The sequence below is a fragment of the Microbacterium sp. 4-7 genome (assembly GCF_014332665.1).
GTDB lineage: Bacteria > Actinomycetota > Actinomycetes > Actinomycetales > Microbacteriaceae > Microbacterium.
In genome coordinates, this window is the sequence record NZ_MCRH01000001.1 from 184326 (window position 1) to 200949 (window position 16624).

Genomic DNA, 16624 nt, shown 5'->3' on the forward strand with positions numbered 1-16624 from the left:
CGGCATCAGGCGACGCGGATCAGCGACCGCTGCCACCCCGACGAACCGTTCGGCGCGATCGGCGCCCGCTCTTCGATCTGCAGGTCGCCGTTCTTGTTGATGGCTCGCACGGCCACGTAGTGCGTGCCCGGCGTGGCATCCCACTCCATGAACCACTGCACCCAGGTGTCCTCGTTGATCGGTGCCGACAGCGTCGCCGGCATCCAGTCGCCCTCGTCGATGCGCACCTCGACCCGCTCGATGCCGACCGACTGCGCCCACGCGACGCCCGCGATCGGGATGCGGCCGGCCTTGACCGCCTCGCCGACCTTGGGAGTGTCGACGCGCGAGGCGAACTTGATCGGCGCCTCGGCGCTGTATCCACGCGGGGTCCAGTAGGCCTCGTCCTTGTCGAACGTCGTCACCTTGAGCTCGGTCAGCCACTTCGTCGCCGAGACGTAGCCGTAGAGACCGGGAACGACCATGCGCACCGGGAACCCGTGCTCGAGCGGCAGCGGCTCGCCGTTCATGCCCACCGCGAGGATCGCATCGAGGTTGTCGTCGGTCAGCGCCGACAGCGGCGTGCTCGCGGTGTATCCGTCGACGCTCTTCGACAGCACCATGTCGGCACCGGACTTCACCCCTGCCTTCTTGAGAACATCGCGCAGCGGGACGCCGAGCCACTTCGCATTGCCGACGAGGTCGCCGCCCACCTCGTTCGAGACGCAGGTGAGGGTGATCGCATACTCGTCGAGCCCCATGTCGAGGATGTCCTGGAAGCTCATCTCGACGCGCTGATCGACCATGCCGTCGATCACGAGACGCCAGGTGCTGGGGTCGATCGTGGGCACGGTCAGCGCAGTGTCGACGCGGTAGAAGTCCTTGTTCGGGGTGAACAGCTTGCTCAGGCCCGGGATGTCGAGCTCGGCGCCCTTCGGCACCGTGACCGTCGACTTCGGCGCCGGGAGCTTCAGCGCCTCCCGGATCGACGCCACGGAGGCGACCGTCATGCTCACCGTGCGCGACGCGATGCCGACGACGACCGCCGAGACGCTCGCGATCCCGGCGAGGATGAAGAACTGCCGACGCCCCAGATCCTTCGGCGGCTGCGCGGCATCCTGGCCCACCGTCCCGGCGCCGGTCGCGGCGAGACCCTCGCCCTTGCGGTCGGTCATCACGGCGGGAACCGCCGAGGCCCTCCACGTCTTCAGACGGCGGATCAGGAGCACCATCAGGATCGACCCTGCGATGGTGCCGAGCACGGGAGGCAGGAAGGCGAGGGGCGTGACTCCCGCCCTCGTCACGATCGCCGCGGTGGAGAGCGCGCCCGCGACCACCAGGGCGATCACGCCGAGCGGGGGACGGAGCAGCTGAAGGATTCCGGCGATCGCCGACGCGATCACCACCGCGAGACCGAGACCGACCAGCAGCGCGATCTTGTCGTACTCGCCGAAGGTCGCGATCGCGAATTCCTTGAAGGGCTGCGGCACGATGTCGATCACGAAACCGCCGACCGCGAGGATCGGGCTCGCTGAGCGCGCGAAGATCAGCGCGAACAGCTCTGCGGTGGCCAGGAAGACGGCACCGCTGATCACACCCGAGAGTGCTGCCCAGAGGATGAATCGTCTGCCCTTGCTGCGCTGTGGGTCTTTGCTGCGCTGTGCCATGATCTGCTCCTTCGCACCGCCGACGGTGTGGTCAGCGGTTGTTCGGAGCGAAGGCGCGAACGGATGGTCGCGAGCGCCGGTGCGTCAGAGACGCCGCGCGGTGATGGTGTCGCGGTCCTGCAGCTGGCGCAGAGTGCGCAGGCACCGGGAGCACAGGATCTCGACGCGACGCGGGTGGTTCTCCCCGCAGACGCAGTCGACCGTGACGCGCCACTTGGCCTTGCGTCCGCAGGCGGCATAGGCCTCGTCGTCGCCGTGGTCGCACTCGCACAGCTGGCGTCCTCGGTCGAGACCGGGGAGCTCGACGAGGGTGCGCTCGAGGTCGGCGACCGGGGGCTGCTGCGTCTTCACCACCTGCCCATGCTCCCGGAGCCCGCCGACGCGCGCAACACCGCGCTGCTCGCGTGCGCCGCGCACCGGAGACGACGAGCGTCGGGTCAGACCTGCACGACGTGCGGCGGGGGCGGCGGCGCGAGCTGGCGCTGCGGCACCCCGTGCGCCTCGCGATGCAGACGCTCCATGCGGCTGTCGAGCTCGGCGGCGGCCTCGGCCGCATCGGTCAGGCTGTCGACGAGGTGCGAGGGCACCTGGTTCGAGAACTTGTAATAGATCTTGTGCTCGAGGCTGGCCCAGAAGTCCATCGCGATGGTCCGGAACTGCACCTCGACCGGCACTGACAGAGCTCCGGTCGACAGGAACACCGGCACCTCGATGATCGCGTGCAGGCTCTTGTACCCGTTGTCCTTGGGGTTCGCGATGTAGTCCTTGACCGTGACGACGGTCACGTCGTCCTGAGCAGTCAGCAGGTCGAACAGGCGATACACGTCGGCGACGAAGCTGCAGGTCACGCGCACGCCGGCGATGTCGGTGATCTCGGAGCGGATGCGCTCGAAGTCCGGCTCGACGATGCCCTTGCGGGCGATCTTCTCGACGATGCTGTCGGGAGTCTTCAACCGGCTCTTCACGTGCTCGATCGGGTTGTAGGCGTGATGGTGGGTGAACTCGTCGCGCAGGATCCCGATCTTCGTCTCGACCTCCCGCATGCCGAACTCGTACTCGCGCAGAAAGCGCTGGAACTCGTCGCGGAGCTCCCGAGTCTGCTGGATCGCGTCGTCGGTGACCTGAAGAGACGTCATGCCTTCGACGTTATCCGTCCGTGATCGGAAGTGGCTGTGCATCTTCGATGGAGTCGAGAACCTTGACGATGTCGGAGGCCGGGTCTAGAACGGAGGACATGACCAGCGCAGGAGAGAAGTGGACCGAGGCGTACGTCGAGGCCTGGAAGTCGAACGATCCCCAGCAGATCTCCGCGCTCTTCAGTGAAGACGCGATCTACCTCACCAGCCCGGACGCCGAGCCGCGCGTCGGCCGGGCGGACATCGTCGCCGGCTGGCTCGACGACCTCGACGAACCGGGGGCGTGGTCGTTCGACTGGTGGATCGTGCGCGAAGACGACGAGTTCGTCGTGGTCGAGGGACGCACGAAGTATCCGGCGGAGCGCGACTACGTGAACCTCTGGATCGTCCGGCTGGATGCGGAGGGGCGGGCGACCGCCTTCACCGAGTGGTACATGCCCCGCCCTCATCAGGAGTGACGGCGACAGGGGCCCGTGAGGATTCCGTTAGGGACACCGGGGCACCCGTAGGGATTCCGTGAGGAACGCGTGAGGAAGCCGTTCGCGGGCGTAATGTCGCCCGACGTGTCAGATGAAACCCGGGACAACCTCGACGCTCCTCCTCGCGTGAAGCGCATCCTCATCGGCGACCCGCTGACGAGCGCACAGGTCGACGATCAGCTGCTCCCGAAGAAGATGGCGTTGCCGATCTTCGCGTCGGACGCCCTGAGCTCGGTCGCCTACGCGCCGCAGGAGCTCGTGATGATCCTCCTCATCGGCGGACTGACGTTCCTGTCGTTCACCCCGCTCGTCGCGGTCGCGGTCGTCGTGCTGCTGATCGTCGTCGTGCTCAGCTACCGGCAGCTCATCAAGGCATACCCCTCGGGCGGCGGCGACTACGAGGTCGCCTCGAAGAACCTCGGCGAGATCCCCGGCGTCATCGTCGCGGCCGCGCTGCTGGTCGACTACGTGCTGACGGTCGCCGTGTCGGTGGCATCCGGCGTCGACAACATCATCTCGGCGGTGCCGGGCCTCGATCCGCTGCGCGTCGAGCTGGCGGTCGGATTCGTGATCCTCATCATCCTGGTGAACCTGCGAGGAGTGCGCGAGGCCTCGCTCGTCTTCGCGATCCCGACCTACGTGTTCATCGCCTCCGTCGGCTTCATGATCGTGACCGGGCTGTTCCGCACCTTCCTCGGCGATGCGCCGGTCGCCTCGAGCGCCGAGTTCGCCGTGCACTCCGAAGACCTCGGCCAGGCCGCGGTGATCCTTCTCATCCTGCGGGCGTTCTCGAGCGGATGCTCGGCCCTCACCGGCGTCGAGGCGGTGTCGAACGGCGTGCCCGCCTTCCGCACCCCGAAGGTCCGCAACGCCCAGACCACGCTCGTGCTGATGGGTTCCATCGCCGCGTGCCTGTTCGCCGGGCTCACCGCCCTGGCCCTGATCACCGGCGTGCACTACGCCGAGAACCCGTGCGACCTGATCGGCTTCGACTGCTCGAACCCGCAGCCGAGCCTGATGGCGCAGATCGCGTCTGCGACGTTCGGCGGCGGCAGCATCCTCTTCTACATCATCCAGGCGGCGACCGCCTGTGTGCTGCTGCTCGCAGCCAACACCGCGTTCAACGGATTCCCGCTGCTCGGCTCGGTGCTCGCCCGCGACGGCTATGCGCCCAAGTCGCTGAACACCCGCGGCGACCGCCTGGTGTTCTCGAACGGCATGATCGTGCTGGGGATCGCGGCGATCATCGTGCTCGTGGTGTTCCAGGCGAAGCTCACCACGCTGATCCAGCTCTACATCATCGGCGTCTTCGTGTCGTTCTCGCTCGGGCAGATCGGCATGGTCCGGCACTGGCGCCGCGTGCTGCGCGGGCCGCTCGAGACGACTCCCGGATCGGGCGTCGACGGCGCCTCGGCATCCGACCGCCGCTCGGCGAAGATCGGACTGGTCATCAACTCGGTGGGCGCCGCGATGACGGTGGCGGTGCTGCTGATCGTGACGATCACGAAGTTCACGCACGGCGCCTACCTGGTGTTCTTCGCGATCCCGGTGCTGGCGTTCCTGATGATGGGCGTGAAGCGGTACTACCGCGACGTCGAGCACGAGATCGCGATCGACGACACGACGAAGTTCGGCGCGACCGGCGACCTGGCGATCGTGCTCGTCAACCGCCTGCAGAAGCCCGTGATCAAGGCCATCGACTATGCGATCGCCGCCAAGCACGGCAAGACTCTGGCGGTGCACGTCGCCGTCGCATCCGACGATGCCGCGCAGCTGCAGAAGGACTGGGCAGACCACCTGGTGCCGATCCCGCTGGTGATCGTCGAGTCGCCGTTCCGGTCGTTCGCACAGCCGGTGACGCAGTTCATCAAGCAGTACCGCGAGAAGCACGGCTCGTCCGTGGTCACGGTCTATCTGCCGCAGTACATCGTGGGGCACTGGTGGGAGACGTTCCTGCACAACCGCCGCTCACGCCGCCTGGCCAACCAGCTGATGCTCGTGCACGGGGTCTCGATCACGCTCGTGCCGTGGCTGCTCGACTCGTCGGAGCTGATCTACGGCCGACGCTCACGCCCGCTGCCGGGGCAGGAGCGCGCAGGGCGACCGGTCGTCGTGAACGGCCGCCGCGCGCACCGCCCCGAGGGTCCGCCCGAGAGCTGACGCCGGTCAGGATGCCGCGAGCACACCGCCGAGGATCTCCGCCGCCTCGGGGAATCGCGTCGGGTCGGCGTTCGCGTAGTTGAGTCGAACATAGGCTCCGGAGGGCTCCGCGGGGAACCATTCGGATCCGGGAGAGATGATGAGGCCGCGTGTCTCGCATCCTCGTACCACGCCGACGACATCGGTGCCCTCCGGAAGCCGCACCCAGAGGTTGAGGCCACCGGCCGGCACCGTCTCGACCGTCGCGGTCGGGGCGTGCTCGGCGAGGCTCGCGAGCAGCAGGTCGCGTCGCGCCCTCAAGTGGTCGCGGAAGCCACGCAGGTGGCTCTTCCACGCCGGCTGGGTCACGACGTCGAGCGCGGCAGCCTGCAGCAGCCCGCTCACGTACATCGACTCGGCGGCGCGGTCGGCGAGGATGCGCTCGCGCGCCGGGCCGCGGGCGATCACCGCGGCGATCCGCAGTGCGGGCGAGACGCTCTTGGTCAGCGAACGGAGATAGACGACATGGCCGTCATCGTCCATCGCCGCGATCGGACGCGGATCGCCGTCGATGGCCAGATCGTGCGCCCAGTCGTCTTCGATGAGGAAGGCACCGTGTCGCCGCACGCTCTCGAGAACGGCGAGGCCCGTCGACGCGGGCCACCTGGCGCCCGTCGGGTTGGCGAATGTGGGCTGCGCGTAGAACGCACGAGCGCCGGTCTCGACGAACGCCCGCTCGACGGCATCCGGATCGGGCCCGTCCGGCCCCGACGGGATCGGCACCAGCACCACCCCGGCCTGCTCGGCGGCGAGAAGAGCACCCCAGTAGGTGGGCGACTCGATCAGCAGAGGCTGCCCTGCCCCGACCACGGCTCGGAAGATGGAGCTCAGCCCGCTCTGGCTGCCCGCGATCACGAGCGCATCCCTGGCGGATGCCGGAGTGACGTCTGCGGGGGCGGATGCCGCGAGCTCGGCCGCGAACCAGGCCTGCAGCTCCGGCATCCCGGCGGCGGGCGAGCGAGTGAGCGCTGACGAGGTGCGTGCCGCACGGGTGATCGCCTGACGGACCAGCCGCTCGGGAAGCAGGTCGACCGCCGGATACCCGGAATGCATGCCGATCGCGTCGGGAGCGACAGTGCGCTGCGTCGAGGTGAGCCCGGCGAGTCGCGCGGGAGGAGCCCCGAGCGCGGATGTCTGCCAGCCGTAGTCGGCGGGGCGCGGCGTCTTCTGCGCGCGCACGAACGTCCCCGCGCCTGGTCGGGATTCGATCAGGCCCAGCCGGGCGAGGCGTCCCATCGCCTTCTGCACCGTCACAGGGCTCGCTCCGTACTGCGCGACGAGCGCTCGATTCGAGGGAACCCGAGACCCCGGAGGCGCCGCCTCGATCCACCGACGCAGTTCTCCTACGATCCGGTCACTGCTATCCTGACTCATGAAACAACAGAGTAGCGTTATCGTCCGCCCACGTGCGCCGCTATCCTCGAGTCCCGGGCTCTGGTGGGGACTCCTCGGCGTCACCGCCTTCTCGTTCACTCTCCCGTTCACCCGCATCGCGGTCGGCGGCCTCTCGCCGCTGTTCATCGGATCCGGCCGCGCGGTCGTCGCCGCAGCACTCGCCGCCCTGGCGCTGGCGGTGACACGTCAGCATCCACCCACCAGTGCGCAGTGGTGGCGCCTCGCGATCGTCGCCGGCGGCGTGGTCGCGGGGTTCCCCCTGCTGACGTCGTTCGCCATGACCGCTGCGCCTGCGAGCCACGGCGCCGTGGTGATCGGCCTGCTGCCCGCGGCGACAGCCGCGATGGTGGCGCTGCGCACCCGCGAGCGCCCCGGACGAGCGTTCTGGTGGTTCGCTGCTGTGGGTGCCGCCGCGGCGGTGGTCTTCGCGGCACTGCAGAACGGGGATCTCGGCGAACTCCACTGGGCCGATCTGCTGCTGTTCGCCGCGGTGCTCGCTGCGGCTGTCGGCTATGCGGAGGGCGGCCTGCTGGCTCGGGAGCTCGGAGCCTGGCAGACCGTGTCGTGGGCGCTCGTGCTCGCCGCGCCGCTGATGCTCGTGCTGACCCTGGCCTCGGCGGTCGCCGACCCGCCGACGGCATCGCCGGTGCAGTGGCTCGCCTTCGCCTACCTCGGCGTGGTGAGCATGTTCCTCGGATTCTTCGCCTGGTACCGCGGGCTCGCGATCGGGCCCATGGCCCCGGTGAGCCAGATCCAATTGGTCCAACCCGTGATGAGCATCGCGTGGGCCGCGCTGCTTCTTCATGAGCAGATCGGATGGCCCACCGCGCTCGGCGGCCTGGCCGTCATCGTGTGCGCCGCGCTCGCGGTGCGCACCCGACTGATCCATCCCCGACCCACCACCCGCCCCCTGAACGAGGAGTCCTGATGCGCCACACACCCCGTTACCTGATGACCGACCCGCTCGAGGTGAAGCGCCTGATCCGCGGCAACCCGTGGGCGACCTTCGTGTCCCCCGCGAGCACAGGGCTGGTCGCTTCGCACTACCCCGCGCTGCTGATCGAAGACGAGCACGAGATCGTGATCGCGAGCCACTTCGGCCGCCCCGACGAGCAGCTGCATGAACTGGGCGCGCACGAGGTGCTCGTGATCATCCAGGGCCCTCACGACTACGTGTCGCCCAGCCTCTACGCGCCGGGAGACCTGGTGCCGACCTGGAACCACGTCACTGCCCACCTCTACGGCACTCCCGAGATCCTCACCGAGGAGGAGAACTACGCCATGCTCGCGCAGCTCACCGACCACTTCGAGAAGGGAACGCCGCACGGGCGCAGCCTGTCGGAGGATGAGGCCGGCACCCGGCGAGCGGCGAAGGGAACCGTCGGGCTGAGGATGCGTGTCGACCGGTTCGACGCGCGCGCCAAGCTGAGCCAGAACAAGTCTCCCGAGGTGCGAGACACCATCACCGGGCGGTTCGACGAGACGAACGCGGCACTCGCGGCCGAGATGCGTCGAGTGTCCGGCCACGCCCCTCAATAGGCTGGGGCGATGACCGATTCGCCGCACACCGACGTCTGGCCTGTCCGTACCGAGCGGCTGCAGATCCGGCCGATGACGGCACCCGACGTCGACGTCATGTGGGAGTGGCGTCGACGGCCGGAGGTGAACCGGTGGCTCGGACTCGCGCCGGCCACACTCGAGGAGTTCCGCGAGCGGTATCTCGACCCCGGCCGGCTCACGTCGATGTACCTCGTCGAGCTGATCACGGAGAACGACGGACCCACGCCGATCGGCGACATCATGATCAGGATCGGTGACGGCTGGGCGCAGCTCGAGGTCGCCGATCAGGCGAGGGGCGTCGAGGCCGAGCTCGGCTGGGTGCTCGACCCCGCGCACACCGGTCGCGGCTATGCGACCGAGGCCATCCGCGCCGTGATCGACGTCTGCTTCGGTCCGCTGGGGCTGCGCCGGGTGCACGCCGGATGCTTCGCCGACAACGAGCCCTCGTGGAGTCTGATGGAGCGGCTCGGCATGCGCCGGGAGGAGTTCAGCCGCAAGACCGCTCTGCACCGGTCGGGCGAGTGGCTCGACGGGCTCAACTACGGCATCCTCGCGGAGGAGTGGACACCGACGCGTCAGAGTTCTGTGACCCCGTCGACCACGAACGTGTAGAGGTCTCTCACCAGATCAGTCGCTTCGAGGCGGTCGCGATCGCGCGCTGCGGCGACGAGCGCGTCGACGACCGATCGGAGCATGGCGGGGTTGCGGGGCCGGCTGAGCGAGCGGATGCCGAGCACCAGCGCAGTGCGCTTCGACGCGTGCAGGGCGCTGAGGTGTCGGTTGCGCGAGAACACCGCGAGCAGGTCGAGCAGTTCCCACAGCCCCTCTGCTCCGATGACCTGATCGCTCTCGTCCGACGCCCAGAGTTCGCGGACGGTCGCCGCCCGCTCGGCGAGATCGGCGATCTGCGCCTCGGTCGCCTCCGCGATGCCGAGGTCGGCCGCCGCGATCGACAGGCCGGAGCACTCAGCGGCGACAGCGACGAACCACGCGGGGGTCGGCGTCACGACGACCGACGCCCTGTTCAGACGGTGCTCGATCAGATGCATCGCTTCAAGGGTGCCGAGGGCTGATCGCACGGTCGCCGCGGCGACGGTGAGCCGCTGTGCGAGGGCGGTGACCGATAAGGGATCGCCGGGCGCCAGTTCGCCCGACTCGATCGAGTGCGCGAGCGAGTCGACGACGGCATCCGCGCGGGAGGTGATGACGGGCGGTGGCTGCTCGATCCCTCCCAGCAGTCGCGTGGAGTTCAGCCTGTCGATCCGCCGGTCGGGCATGTCAGTCCCCGGGTAAGAGGACGGCGGGCGTCGAGCCGGCGGAGACGGAGGCGGATGCCGCGGCGAGCGCCGCCGCCGCGCGGAGAGGTTCGATCGTCGATCTCAGGAACAGCGGTTCGATGAGGTCGCGTACCCCGACGCCGTCGCGCCGATCGAGCAGGGCACGCAGCTGATCGAGGGCCGCGCGCATGTAGTCGACGAGTTCGTCGGGCACGCGTTGCGCGGGCACTGTTCGGGTGAGGTGCAGCACCAGCTGACCGTCGAGGATGTCGATCATCGTCTGGTTGTGGGCGTTGAGCACGATCTCGCCCCACAGCGCGTACCAGAGGCTGAGCCCCTCGCGACTCGAGGTTCCTGCGAGCTCGGCGACCAGGAGTCCGTCGATCCTCTCGTGCAGAGAGGCGACCTGCTCGTCGGTGTAGGTCGGCACTGCTCTGACGGCGCAGTATCCGATCATGGCGACGGCGGTCTCGACACGTTCCGCCTGTGCCTCGAGGTCGACCGGCGCGACGCGTGTGAACCGGTTGGTGCTGACCTCGATGAGTCCGAGGTCGGCGAGACGGTTGAGAGCCTCGCGGATAGGCGTGCGGGAGACGCCGTATTCGGCCTGCAAGTCCTGGTCGCGAATCTCTTCGAGGGGTTGCATGCGCCCAGAGATGATCTCTTCGGCGAGCGTGGCGAAGACCTGGTCGCGGATCAGCTGCCGCGGCCGGATCGGCAGAGATGCGCTGATGTCGCCCACGGGCACACTTTATGCCGCTGTCATGCCGACGCACCATACATCAGGCACTGAAGTTTCACCGGATCCGACGGCATGTGCGTAGCGTTGTGGAGTAGGGCAGCGACCCTCACCCGGCACACACTCCCCATGTCGTGCCGCGGACCTCCCCCAGATCCCGTGACGCGAGTCGCTGCCCTTTTCGCTCCCCTGCGGCCGGGATCGGGATGCCGGATCTCAGCCTGCGACCAAGGCGAGCACGAGCGTGGCGACCAGCACCGTCGGCACGGCGACGATCGCTCCCCAGAGCATCAGGCTGCCCCAGCGGATCTCGACACCCAGCGACACCACCCTGTGGTGCCAGAGAAGGGTGGCGAGCGATGCCCACGGGGTGATCAGGGGGCCGAGGTTCACGCCGATCAGCAGCGCCATGAGCGCGACCGGATCGCCGGCTGTGGGTTCGAGGATCAGGTAGGCGGGCAGGTTGTTGACCCCGTTCGCGGCGAGCGCGCCCGCCGCAGAGAGACGCAGCAGTTCTGCGGGCGCGTGGCCACTGGTCGCGAGAACCGACAGGAAGTCGAGGATGCCGTTCGCGTGCGCGGTCTCGACCACGACGAACAGGGCCGCCGCCAGGCCGATCGCTTGCCATGGCACGAGCGAGAGTCGCAGCACATGGCGACGCCGGATGCCGAACACGACGATGAGCACGAGCGCTGCGACCGTCGCGGGGATCCACACGTCATGGGTCACTGCGAGCAGCGGCATCAGGAGCAGCAGGATGCCGGACGCCGCCCAGAAGAGCACTCGGTCGGAAGGGTCACCGCCTGTCGGCGCCCGATAGGCACCGAAGAGCGTCCGTCGGTGTCGCAGCGTGAGGACCACGACGGGCACGAGCACCCCGACGAGGGTCGGCGCCCAGCTCAGCGCGAGGAACGCGAGCGGGTCGTCGCCGATCGACCGCGCCGCGAGCAGGTTGGTGAGGTTCGAGACGGGCAGGGCGAGGGATGCCGTGTTCGCCAGCCACACGGTGACGAGGGCGAACGGAAGCGGGGGGATGCCGACGCTCTGCGCGAGCACGACCACGACCGGCGTCACGATCACCGCCGTGGTGTCGAGCGACAGGAACACCGTGCTGATAACGGCGAGTACCACGACGGACAACCAGAGCAGGATGACGCGCCCCTGCCCCCAGCGCGCGAGGCGCTGCGCGACGACGTCGAACACCGCAGCATCCCGCGCCAGCTCGGCGACGATGGTGATCGCGATGACGAACCCGAGCACGGGCGCGATGCGTGCACCGAGCGCCCCGGCATCCGCGGGTGGCAAGACGCCCGTGACGATGCAGACGAGTGCCACGGCGATGAGAACCAGGACGATGATCGTCCCCGCCCCCAGCCGCCGTCGCGTCGCACTCACTCGCTGAGTGTAGATCCGGAGGGAGTGTGATCCGGTGAGTGTCCGGCTCGCGGATGGTCAGCCGTGTGTGGTCAGACGTGGCCGTCGCCTCGGGTCATGCCTCGATCACGGATGAGAGGTCGGCCACGGCTGTCGTGATCTCGAGGTCACTCGGCCCTCGCAGACCTGATCCGTTGCGAGGTGCCACCATGAAGAAGAGCTCCTCCCCCGACGTCAGCACGATCACGACGCCGCCGTATGACATGCTCGTGGTGTCGTGAGGGAAGACACCCTTCACCGCGTCGAATCGAATCTCACGCCGCTGGCGGGCGCTCCCGATCCCGATCGTCGACCGCCGAAAGACGATGACCAGGGTCTCGTCTGAGGCGACCACCCAGCCGGATCCCGGGTACGTATGCTGACCGTCGCCAGATGCGAAATCCGCCTGCATGAACGGAAAGAACGCCCCTGCTCCGGCCGCTTTCGCCTCTCTGGTGGCCCGGTTGGTGATTCCCTTCCACCTGAAGGCGTTGACGAAGAAGACCGCGACCATCATCGCCCCCAGCGCCCCGAAGTACAGCGATCTGGGCGGCTGCACCCCCTGCACGGTCGGCAGAACCATGACCGCCAACCCCACGACCGCAGACACCGTCGCCGCCACGTTGCGGGCGAGGGTGGTGGTCGGCCCGTATCTCGCGCTCAGGGCGACATTCACGATGGTTCCCCTCTTGAATCCGCTCCCAGGCTAGCGGGGGATCACGCCGAGACTTGCGCGACTATTCGTCCACTGCGCCCCACCCGCGCGTGGCTCGCGTCAATCCGGGAGTCGTGGGGAGTTGCCCTCGACTTCGTTTCGCGCTTGAGCGACTTGGTCCTGGTAGTCCGCGTCGAAGAGCATGGGAAGCTCGGATTCGAGCTGAGCCTCGATGTCCAGAGAACGCGCTGCTCCGGGCCCGAAGCATGTTGAGATGGCTCCTCGCGTGTCAGCCACTCATAGAGCACGAGCGCTTCGCTGGTGCTGAGCGAAAGCGAAATCTTCTCATCCACCGCCGATCCATCCGTTCGTCAGCAGGTGCATTATCTGTGCGTTCGAGGCCACGTCATGTGTTCTCGGAGAAGGATCGGGCGCCAGCGCGCAGGTGCCCGATCTTCGTCGTCGTATCCGCGTTGATCGCAACGCGCGCGCTGAGAAAGACCTGTTCGGCCTGCGCTCTGTCCGGGAAGTACACAGCCGCAAACCCACTCTCAGAATCAGGCTCCGGATCCAACGTCACTCCGCGGCCACGCAGTTCCGCCACAACGCCGAGGATGAACAGCTCGCCATGCAGACCACCCGCGGCCGACCCGTCAAAAGCCTCTGCTGCCTCCGCCAACCCCTCAAAACTGCGCAATGAACACGCCCCAAACCTCACCATCTCCCGCCTCATCGAGGGTGATCGCATCCACTGGCGATGCTGGTCGATCGGGCAGGATCCATCCGGCGGCCGCCCATGACGCGAGCGCGGATCCGCTCGGATAGGGGGTGATGTCGAGCATGGCCCCGGAGCCGACGACGGGCACGTCGGCCCAGTCCTCGCGGGTGGCGACTCCATTGAACTGCAATCGCGAGAGGTGGGGAAGTCGGGCCAGCGATGCAAGCCCGGTGACCTCACCACAGACGTTGAGGCGGAACTCGGCCAGGTTCGTCATCCCCTCGAGTTGTCGAAGATCGAAACGCGATGGCCCCACCCGAAGCATCCGACGCATCGACTCGGGATGCTCGAAGACTGGTAGCTCTGTTGCCGACCGCGCCCCATGATGCTCGAACACCTCCAACCTTCCGGCCACTCTCGCGAAGCTCTTCGGAATGACACCCTCGACACGCAGGAAGCGCAAGTCCGGGTTGCGAAGCACGGACGCGGTAGTGCGCGTCACACCGCCGCTGAACTCTTCCAGGTGGGGCAGGCTCGATAGATCAGGTCTATCGGAGCACGCTCCGGCCGCAAACGCGAGCGACCGAAGGAGACGCGCGTTCTGCAGGATGTTCGCACCGACAACGCGATCCACAGTGCCGACCCATAGATCCTGAACGTCATCGATCACAGGTTCAAGGAAGTCCAAGGAGGTCACCGAAGCCGGACTTGATCCGGAGCTGACCGTGATTCGCATACCGGCGTCGATGGCGGCGCGCAGTTCCGCAGGGTCGGTCACGAGATCGTCGGCGCTCATCACATATTGGAGCGCCTCCGACCCGTCGGCCCGATACCAGGTGCCGACGCGCTCCGCTGAGATGGTCATACTTCTAAGAGATAGCGGATGCTCAGGGTTCAGCGCGATATGCGACACATCACAAACGCGCAACGGGTGATCTCGGCCCCTTCAGTCCTCGTCCCAGGGGAGCTTTCTTCACCACGGTCAAGCGGCACTGCCGCCGAGACTGCCCGCGGGATCACACCCTGCCTTGCGGTGGCTCACAGGTGGCTGGGGTTCATCTCGAGCGCTTCCCTCATGAGCCGAGCGAGGAGAACAACGTTGCGGCTACGCCCGACGGTGACGGGCAGAGGCACCCGTCGGCCTGTCACACGTTCCACCTCGATCATGCGCAGGGAACCGATGAACGGGAGCCATCCGACGCCATCGCCACCCGCACCGTAGTAGCGAGTCACATCGAAAGCCGAGACCTGTCCGCGAGTGAAGGAGTAGCGGCGAAACCACGACACCACGACTACTTCGCCAGGCCCAGCCCACACGCCAAGGAAGAACGACCGAAAGAGTGCGGCCACGGCGACGCCGTATACCGGAACACCAATCCACCAATACTCCGAGCCCCAGCTGACCAAGACGAACAGGCCACTAGCCGTCGCACCCCAGAGCAAGCAGCCCAGCCGGGCACCGCCACCAGAACCTCTCACCTTCCCCACGCCGGTCACATCTCCCTATAAGGCTTGCCCCAGTTCACAGTTCAAGTCGTAGCCGCGAACATTCGCTATCTGCACTGCAGATTTATCTCGGTCGACAGTATGGCCCGAGACTCAACTCTGCGGCTTCAGAAAACTCCCGCAAAGAGAATGGATCCCGAAACCAGTGCGAGCAGTCCGTAGGCGAGCAAGATGGTTCCCACGGTTATAGCTATCGAGTGCCGCTTTGGCAGTCGAAGCTCGTGCGCGCCCTGCCATTCCGCCCTTCGCCCCCACGCGCGAATTCCCACCGCGAGACCGAAACCCGCAGCACCAGCACCAGACACAACGAGCAAGACAGAGGTTACTTTCCAGGCAACGCCACCCCCTGCAAGGATTGACGACAGAATGTGGTCAAAGTCACTTCCGCCAGAGATACTTCCGCTGGCCGCTGCGGCAACGGTCAACGCAAGGCCAAACGCCATCTGCATCAGACCAACTCCCACGGCGTACACGACAGGGGACCTTCCATTGCCACGCGTCAACCCCGAATTCGACAGGTTATGGGCGAATCGGCGTCGGAGCACAACTACGGCAACCCCGCCCGCTATGAGGATCGCACCGAGGAAAAGGAAAACTGCAGAGATGACATTCATACTTCCAACCTGCCTGTTTGCATTCGACTCCCACGATGACAACTGAGTTGCGTTACGTTCAACGTTGAGTAAACAACCATAGTAATCCCGCTCCCCCCGACACTCCGTTCGATTCAAATGGGGGCGCCATGATCGTCGAAGCTGTGATCCCTCCCGCGTAGAGCCATCCCGCCCAGCACTTGCTATCCCACCCGTTCCCCAGACAGTCCGTGGCTGCAGACGCGACGGAGAACGGCAATGCGGCCACTCCAAGCCCCTTAGAAACTACCGCTGCGACGAGGCACGCATGTGGGCCGCCGAGGCACCCGAGGGACGCAGCCGCACCTAGGCCGTTGAGCGCGACAGATACGACGCCGAAACCTACTGACAGTCCGTTCCAGATGTCATTGTCCGAGATCTCATCTGTAGGCAGAAGCGGACGCGACGCCGTCCGCACGGCGAGCCTGTTTTTCACAACTGGCACCCCAGGAACCTGGCCGCCGTGGTGGCTTGCGTCCGCTGACTCCGCTGCGTTGTGCTGCTCGTGGCGCTGTTCTTCGTAAGGGCGGGTCCCTTCCACTTGTCTCCCGCCAGATCGTGCATGTTGATGGGATCGGTGGGCCACGCGTAGTCGTTCGCGCCGCCACCCTCAACGGGGTCGACCTGCAGGAACCGGCCCAGCGCGGGCACATACAACCGGACACCCATCTCGACAACGAGCGTCGAGCCCACCGACTCGGCCGGCTTCAACGCGCCCTGATGCCACAGCGTGTTGCCCGCGACCTGACCAGTGTCATTCGACGCCGCCGTGCCGATCGCGAACGTCGCCGGATCCACCGGCTGTCCGAACGGATCCCACACCAGCAACGCCCCGTTCGTCCCACCCGGCCGGGTCATCAACCCGTGACCGGCGAGATTCGGGAACGACCACGTCACCGTGCCCGCCTGATTCGTCCACGACACCCCACCCGGCAACCCGACACTCCGAGTCAACGCCGTGCCCACCTTCTGACCCCACGCCGCATCCCCCGCGGCCGCGAACAGATACCGCGTCACCACCGCAGGCGCAGCCCCCGCCGGATCCATCGTCCGCGACACGATGCGCCCCGTCGCATCCCACGCGATTGCCACGGTCGAACCATCCGCGTAGGTCGTCCCGACATGACGGTTCGCCGCGTCATAGGTGAACTGCATGTCACCCAGACGCGTCGTGTTGCCCCGCGCGTCATAGACGATCTCCGCAGCCGGAACACCATCCGCCACACTCGACGCACCAGGGATCGCCCCCGTCACCGCCGTCGAGCGCAA

Annotated in this window: 16 protein-coding genes; 5 read left to right on the plus strand and 11 right to left on the minus strand. The window is 67.1% G+C overall.

From position 1 onward, the window contains the following. Positions 1–5: 5 nt before the first annotated feature. From BEP68_RS00820 to BEP68_RS00830, 3 genes are all read right to left on the minus strand, one after another. A complete protein-coding gene (locus BEP68_RS00820; protein ID WP_187248957.1) occupies positions 6–1646 on the minus strand; it encodes a molybdopterin-dependent oxidoreductase in 1641 nt (546 codons plus the stop codon). Positions 1647–1730: 84 nt separating this feature from the next. After that, positions 1731–2000, minus strand: a complete 270-nt coding sequence (locus BEP68_RS00825) for a hypothetical protein (protein ID WP_053098553.1) — start codon at positions 1998–2000, stop codon at positions 1731–1733. An 83-nt stretch (positions 2001–2083) separates the two neighbouring features. Then, complete coding sequence (locus tag BEP68_RS00830) at positions 2084–2782, minus strand: GTP pyrophosphokinase family protein (protein ID WP_187248958.1); 699 nt, start codon at positions 2780–2782, stop codon at positions 2084–2086. Between the two features lie 98 nt (positions 2783–2880). Here BEP68_RS00830 and BEP68_RS00835 point away from each other — a divergent pair, with 98 nt between their 5' ends. Continuing rightward, a complete protein-coding gene (locus tag BEP68_RS00835; RefSeq protein ID WP_187248959.1) occupies positions 2881–3240 on the plus strand; it encodes a nuclear transport factor 2 family protein in 360 nt (119 codons plus the stop codon). Between the two features lie 93 nt (positions 3241–3333). Continuing rightward, entirely contained in the window at positions 3334–5421 is a 2088-nt protein-coding gene (locus tag BEP68_RS00840) for an APC family permease (protein WP_187249294.1), read from the plus strand. 6 nt (positions 5422–5427) lie between these two features. On the opposite strand, the gene BEP68_RS00845 is transcribed toward BEP68_RS00840, so the two are convergent. Then, positions 5428–6834: a PLP-dependent aminotransferase family protein gene (locus BEP68_RS00845; protein ID WP_187248960.1), complete on the minus strand. Its 1407-nt coding sequence runs from the start codon at positions 6832–6834 to the stop codon at positions 5428–5430. Here BEP68_RS00845 and BEP68_RS00850 point away from each other — a divergent pair. The 3 genes from BEP68_RS00850 to BEP68_RS00860 are packed head-to-tail and all read left to right on the plus strand — an operon-like array spanning position 6833 to position 9027. After that, the gene (locus BEP68_RS00850; RefSeq protein ID WP_187248961.1) at positions 6833–7783 is read left to right on the plus strand and encodes a DMT family transporter; all 951 of its coding nucleotides are present in this window, start codon (positions 6833–6835) and stop codon (positions 7781–7783) included. The genes BEP68_RS00845 and BEP68_RS00850 overlap by 2 nt on opposite strands. Then, on the plus strand, positions 7783–8394 hold the full coding sequence (locus BEP68_RS00855) for an FMN-binding negative transcriptional regulator (RefSeq protein ID WP_053098547.1): 612 nt from the start codon (positions 7783–7785) through the stop codon (positions 8392–8394). Before BEP68_RS00850 ends, BEP68_RS00855 begins: the two co-directional genes overlap by 1 nt. Before the next feature lie 9 nt (positions 8395–8403). After that, a complete protein-coding gene (locus tag BEP68_RS00860; RefSeq protein ID WP_187248962.1) occupies positions 8404–9027 on the plus strand; it encodes a GNAT family N-acetyltransferase in 624 nt (207 codons plus the stop codon). Here BEP68_RS00860 and BEP68_RS00865 read toward each other — a convergent pair. From BEP68_RS00865 to BEP68_RS00895, 7 genes are all read right to left on the minus strand, one after another. Beyond that, positions 8991–9692: a GntR family transcriptional regulator gene (locus tag BEP68_RS00865; protein WP_056276375.1), complete on the minus strand. Its 702-nt coding sequence runs from the start codon at positions 9690–9692 to the stop codon at positions 8991–8993. The two genes, BEP68_RS00860 and BEP68_RS00865, sit on opposite strands and share 37 nt — an antisense overlap. Position 9693: 1 nt before the next feature. Further along, the gene (locus BEP68_RS00870) at positions 9694–10434 is read right to left on the minus strand and encodes a GntR family transcriptional regulator (RefSeq protein WP_072590588.1); all 741 of its coding nucleotides are present in this window, start codon (positions 10432–10434) and stop codon (positions 9694–9696) included. Positions 10435–10647: 213 nt separating this feature from the next. Beyond that, positions 10648–11826 carry an SLC13 family permease gene (locus BEP68_RS00875; protein WP_187248963.1) on the minus strand — a complete coding sequence of 393 codons (1179 nt, stop codon included), beginning with the start codon at positions 11824–11826 and terminating at the stop codon, positions 10648–10650. Between the two features lie 94 nt (positions 11827–11920). Continuing rightward, positions 11921–12520: a hypothetical protein gene (locus BEP68_RS00880; RefSeq protein WP_187248964.1), complete on the minus strand. Its 600-nt coding sequence runs from the start codon at positions 12518–12520 to the stop codon at positions 11921–11923. Positions 12521–12905: 385 nt separating this feature from the next. Next, positions 12906–13178 carry a hypothetical protein gene (locus BEP68_RS00885; protein ID WP_187248965.1) on the minus strand — a complete coding sequence of 91 codons (273 nt, stop codon included), beginning with the start codon at positions 13176–13178 and terminating at the stop codon, positions 12906–12908. 4 nt (positions 13179–13182) lie between these two features. Then, the gene (locus BEP68_RS00890) at positions 13183–14082 is read right to left on the minus strand and encodes a hypothetical protein (RefSeq protein ID WP_187248966.1); all 900 of its coding nucleotides are present in this window, start codon (positions 14080–14082) and stop codon (positions 13183–13185) included. Positions 14083–15787: 1705 nt separating this feature from the next. Next, positions 15788–16624: an RHS repeat-associated core domain-containing protein gene (locus tag BEP68_RS00895; RefSeq protein WP_187248967.1), complete on the minus strand. Its 837-nt coding sequence runs from the start codon at positions 16622–16624 to the stop codon at positions 15788–15790.

Coding starts and splice junctions, on each gene's coding strand:
- BEP68_RS00830 (WP_187248958.1), bottom strand. CDS start 2,782: ATGACGTCTCTTCAGGTCACCGACGACGCGATCCAGCAGACTCGGGAG.
- BEP68_RS00890 (WP_187248966.1), bottom strand. CDS start 14,082: ATGACCATCTCAGCGGAGCGCGTCGGCACCTGGTATCGGGCCGACGGG.
- BEP68_RS00865 (WP_056276375.1), bottom strand. CDS start 9,692: ATGCCCGACCGGCGGATCGACAGGCTGAACTCCACGCGACTGCTGGGA.
- BEP68_RS00860 (WP_187248962.1), top strand. CDS start 8,404: ATGACCGATTCGCCGCACACCGACGTCTGGCCTGTCCGTACCGAGCGG.
- BEP68_RS00855 (WP_053098547.1), top strand. CDS start 7,783: ATGCGCCACACACCCCGTTACCTGATGACCGACCCGCTCGAGGTGAAG.
- BEP68_RS00820 (WP_187248957.1), bottom strand. CDS start 1,646: ATGGCACAGCGCAGCAAAGACCCACAGCGCAGCAAGGGCAGACGATTC.
- BEP68_RS00850 (WP_187248961.1), top strand. CDS start 6,833: ATGAAACAACAGAGTAGCGTTATCGTCCGCCCACGTGCGCCGCTATCC.
- BEP68_RS00835 (WP_187248959.1), top strand. CDS start 2,881: ATGACCAGCGCAGGAGAGAAGTGGACCGAGGCGTACGTCGAGGCCTGG.
- BEP68_RS00840 (WP_187249294.1), top strand. CDS start 3,334: ATGTCGCCCGACGTGTCAGATGAAACCCGGGACAACCTCGACGCTCCT.
- BEP68_RS00845 (WP_187248960.1), bottom strand. CDS start 6,834: ATGAGTCAGGATAGCAGTGACCGGATCGTAGGAGAACTGCGTCGGTGG.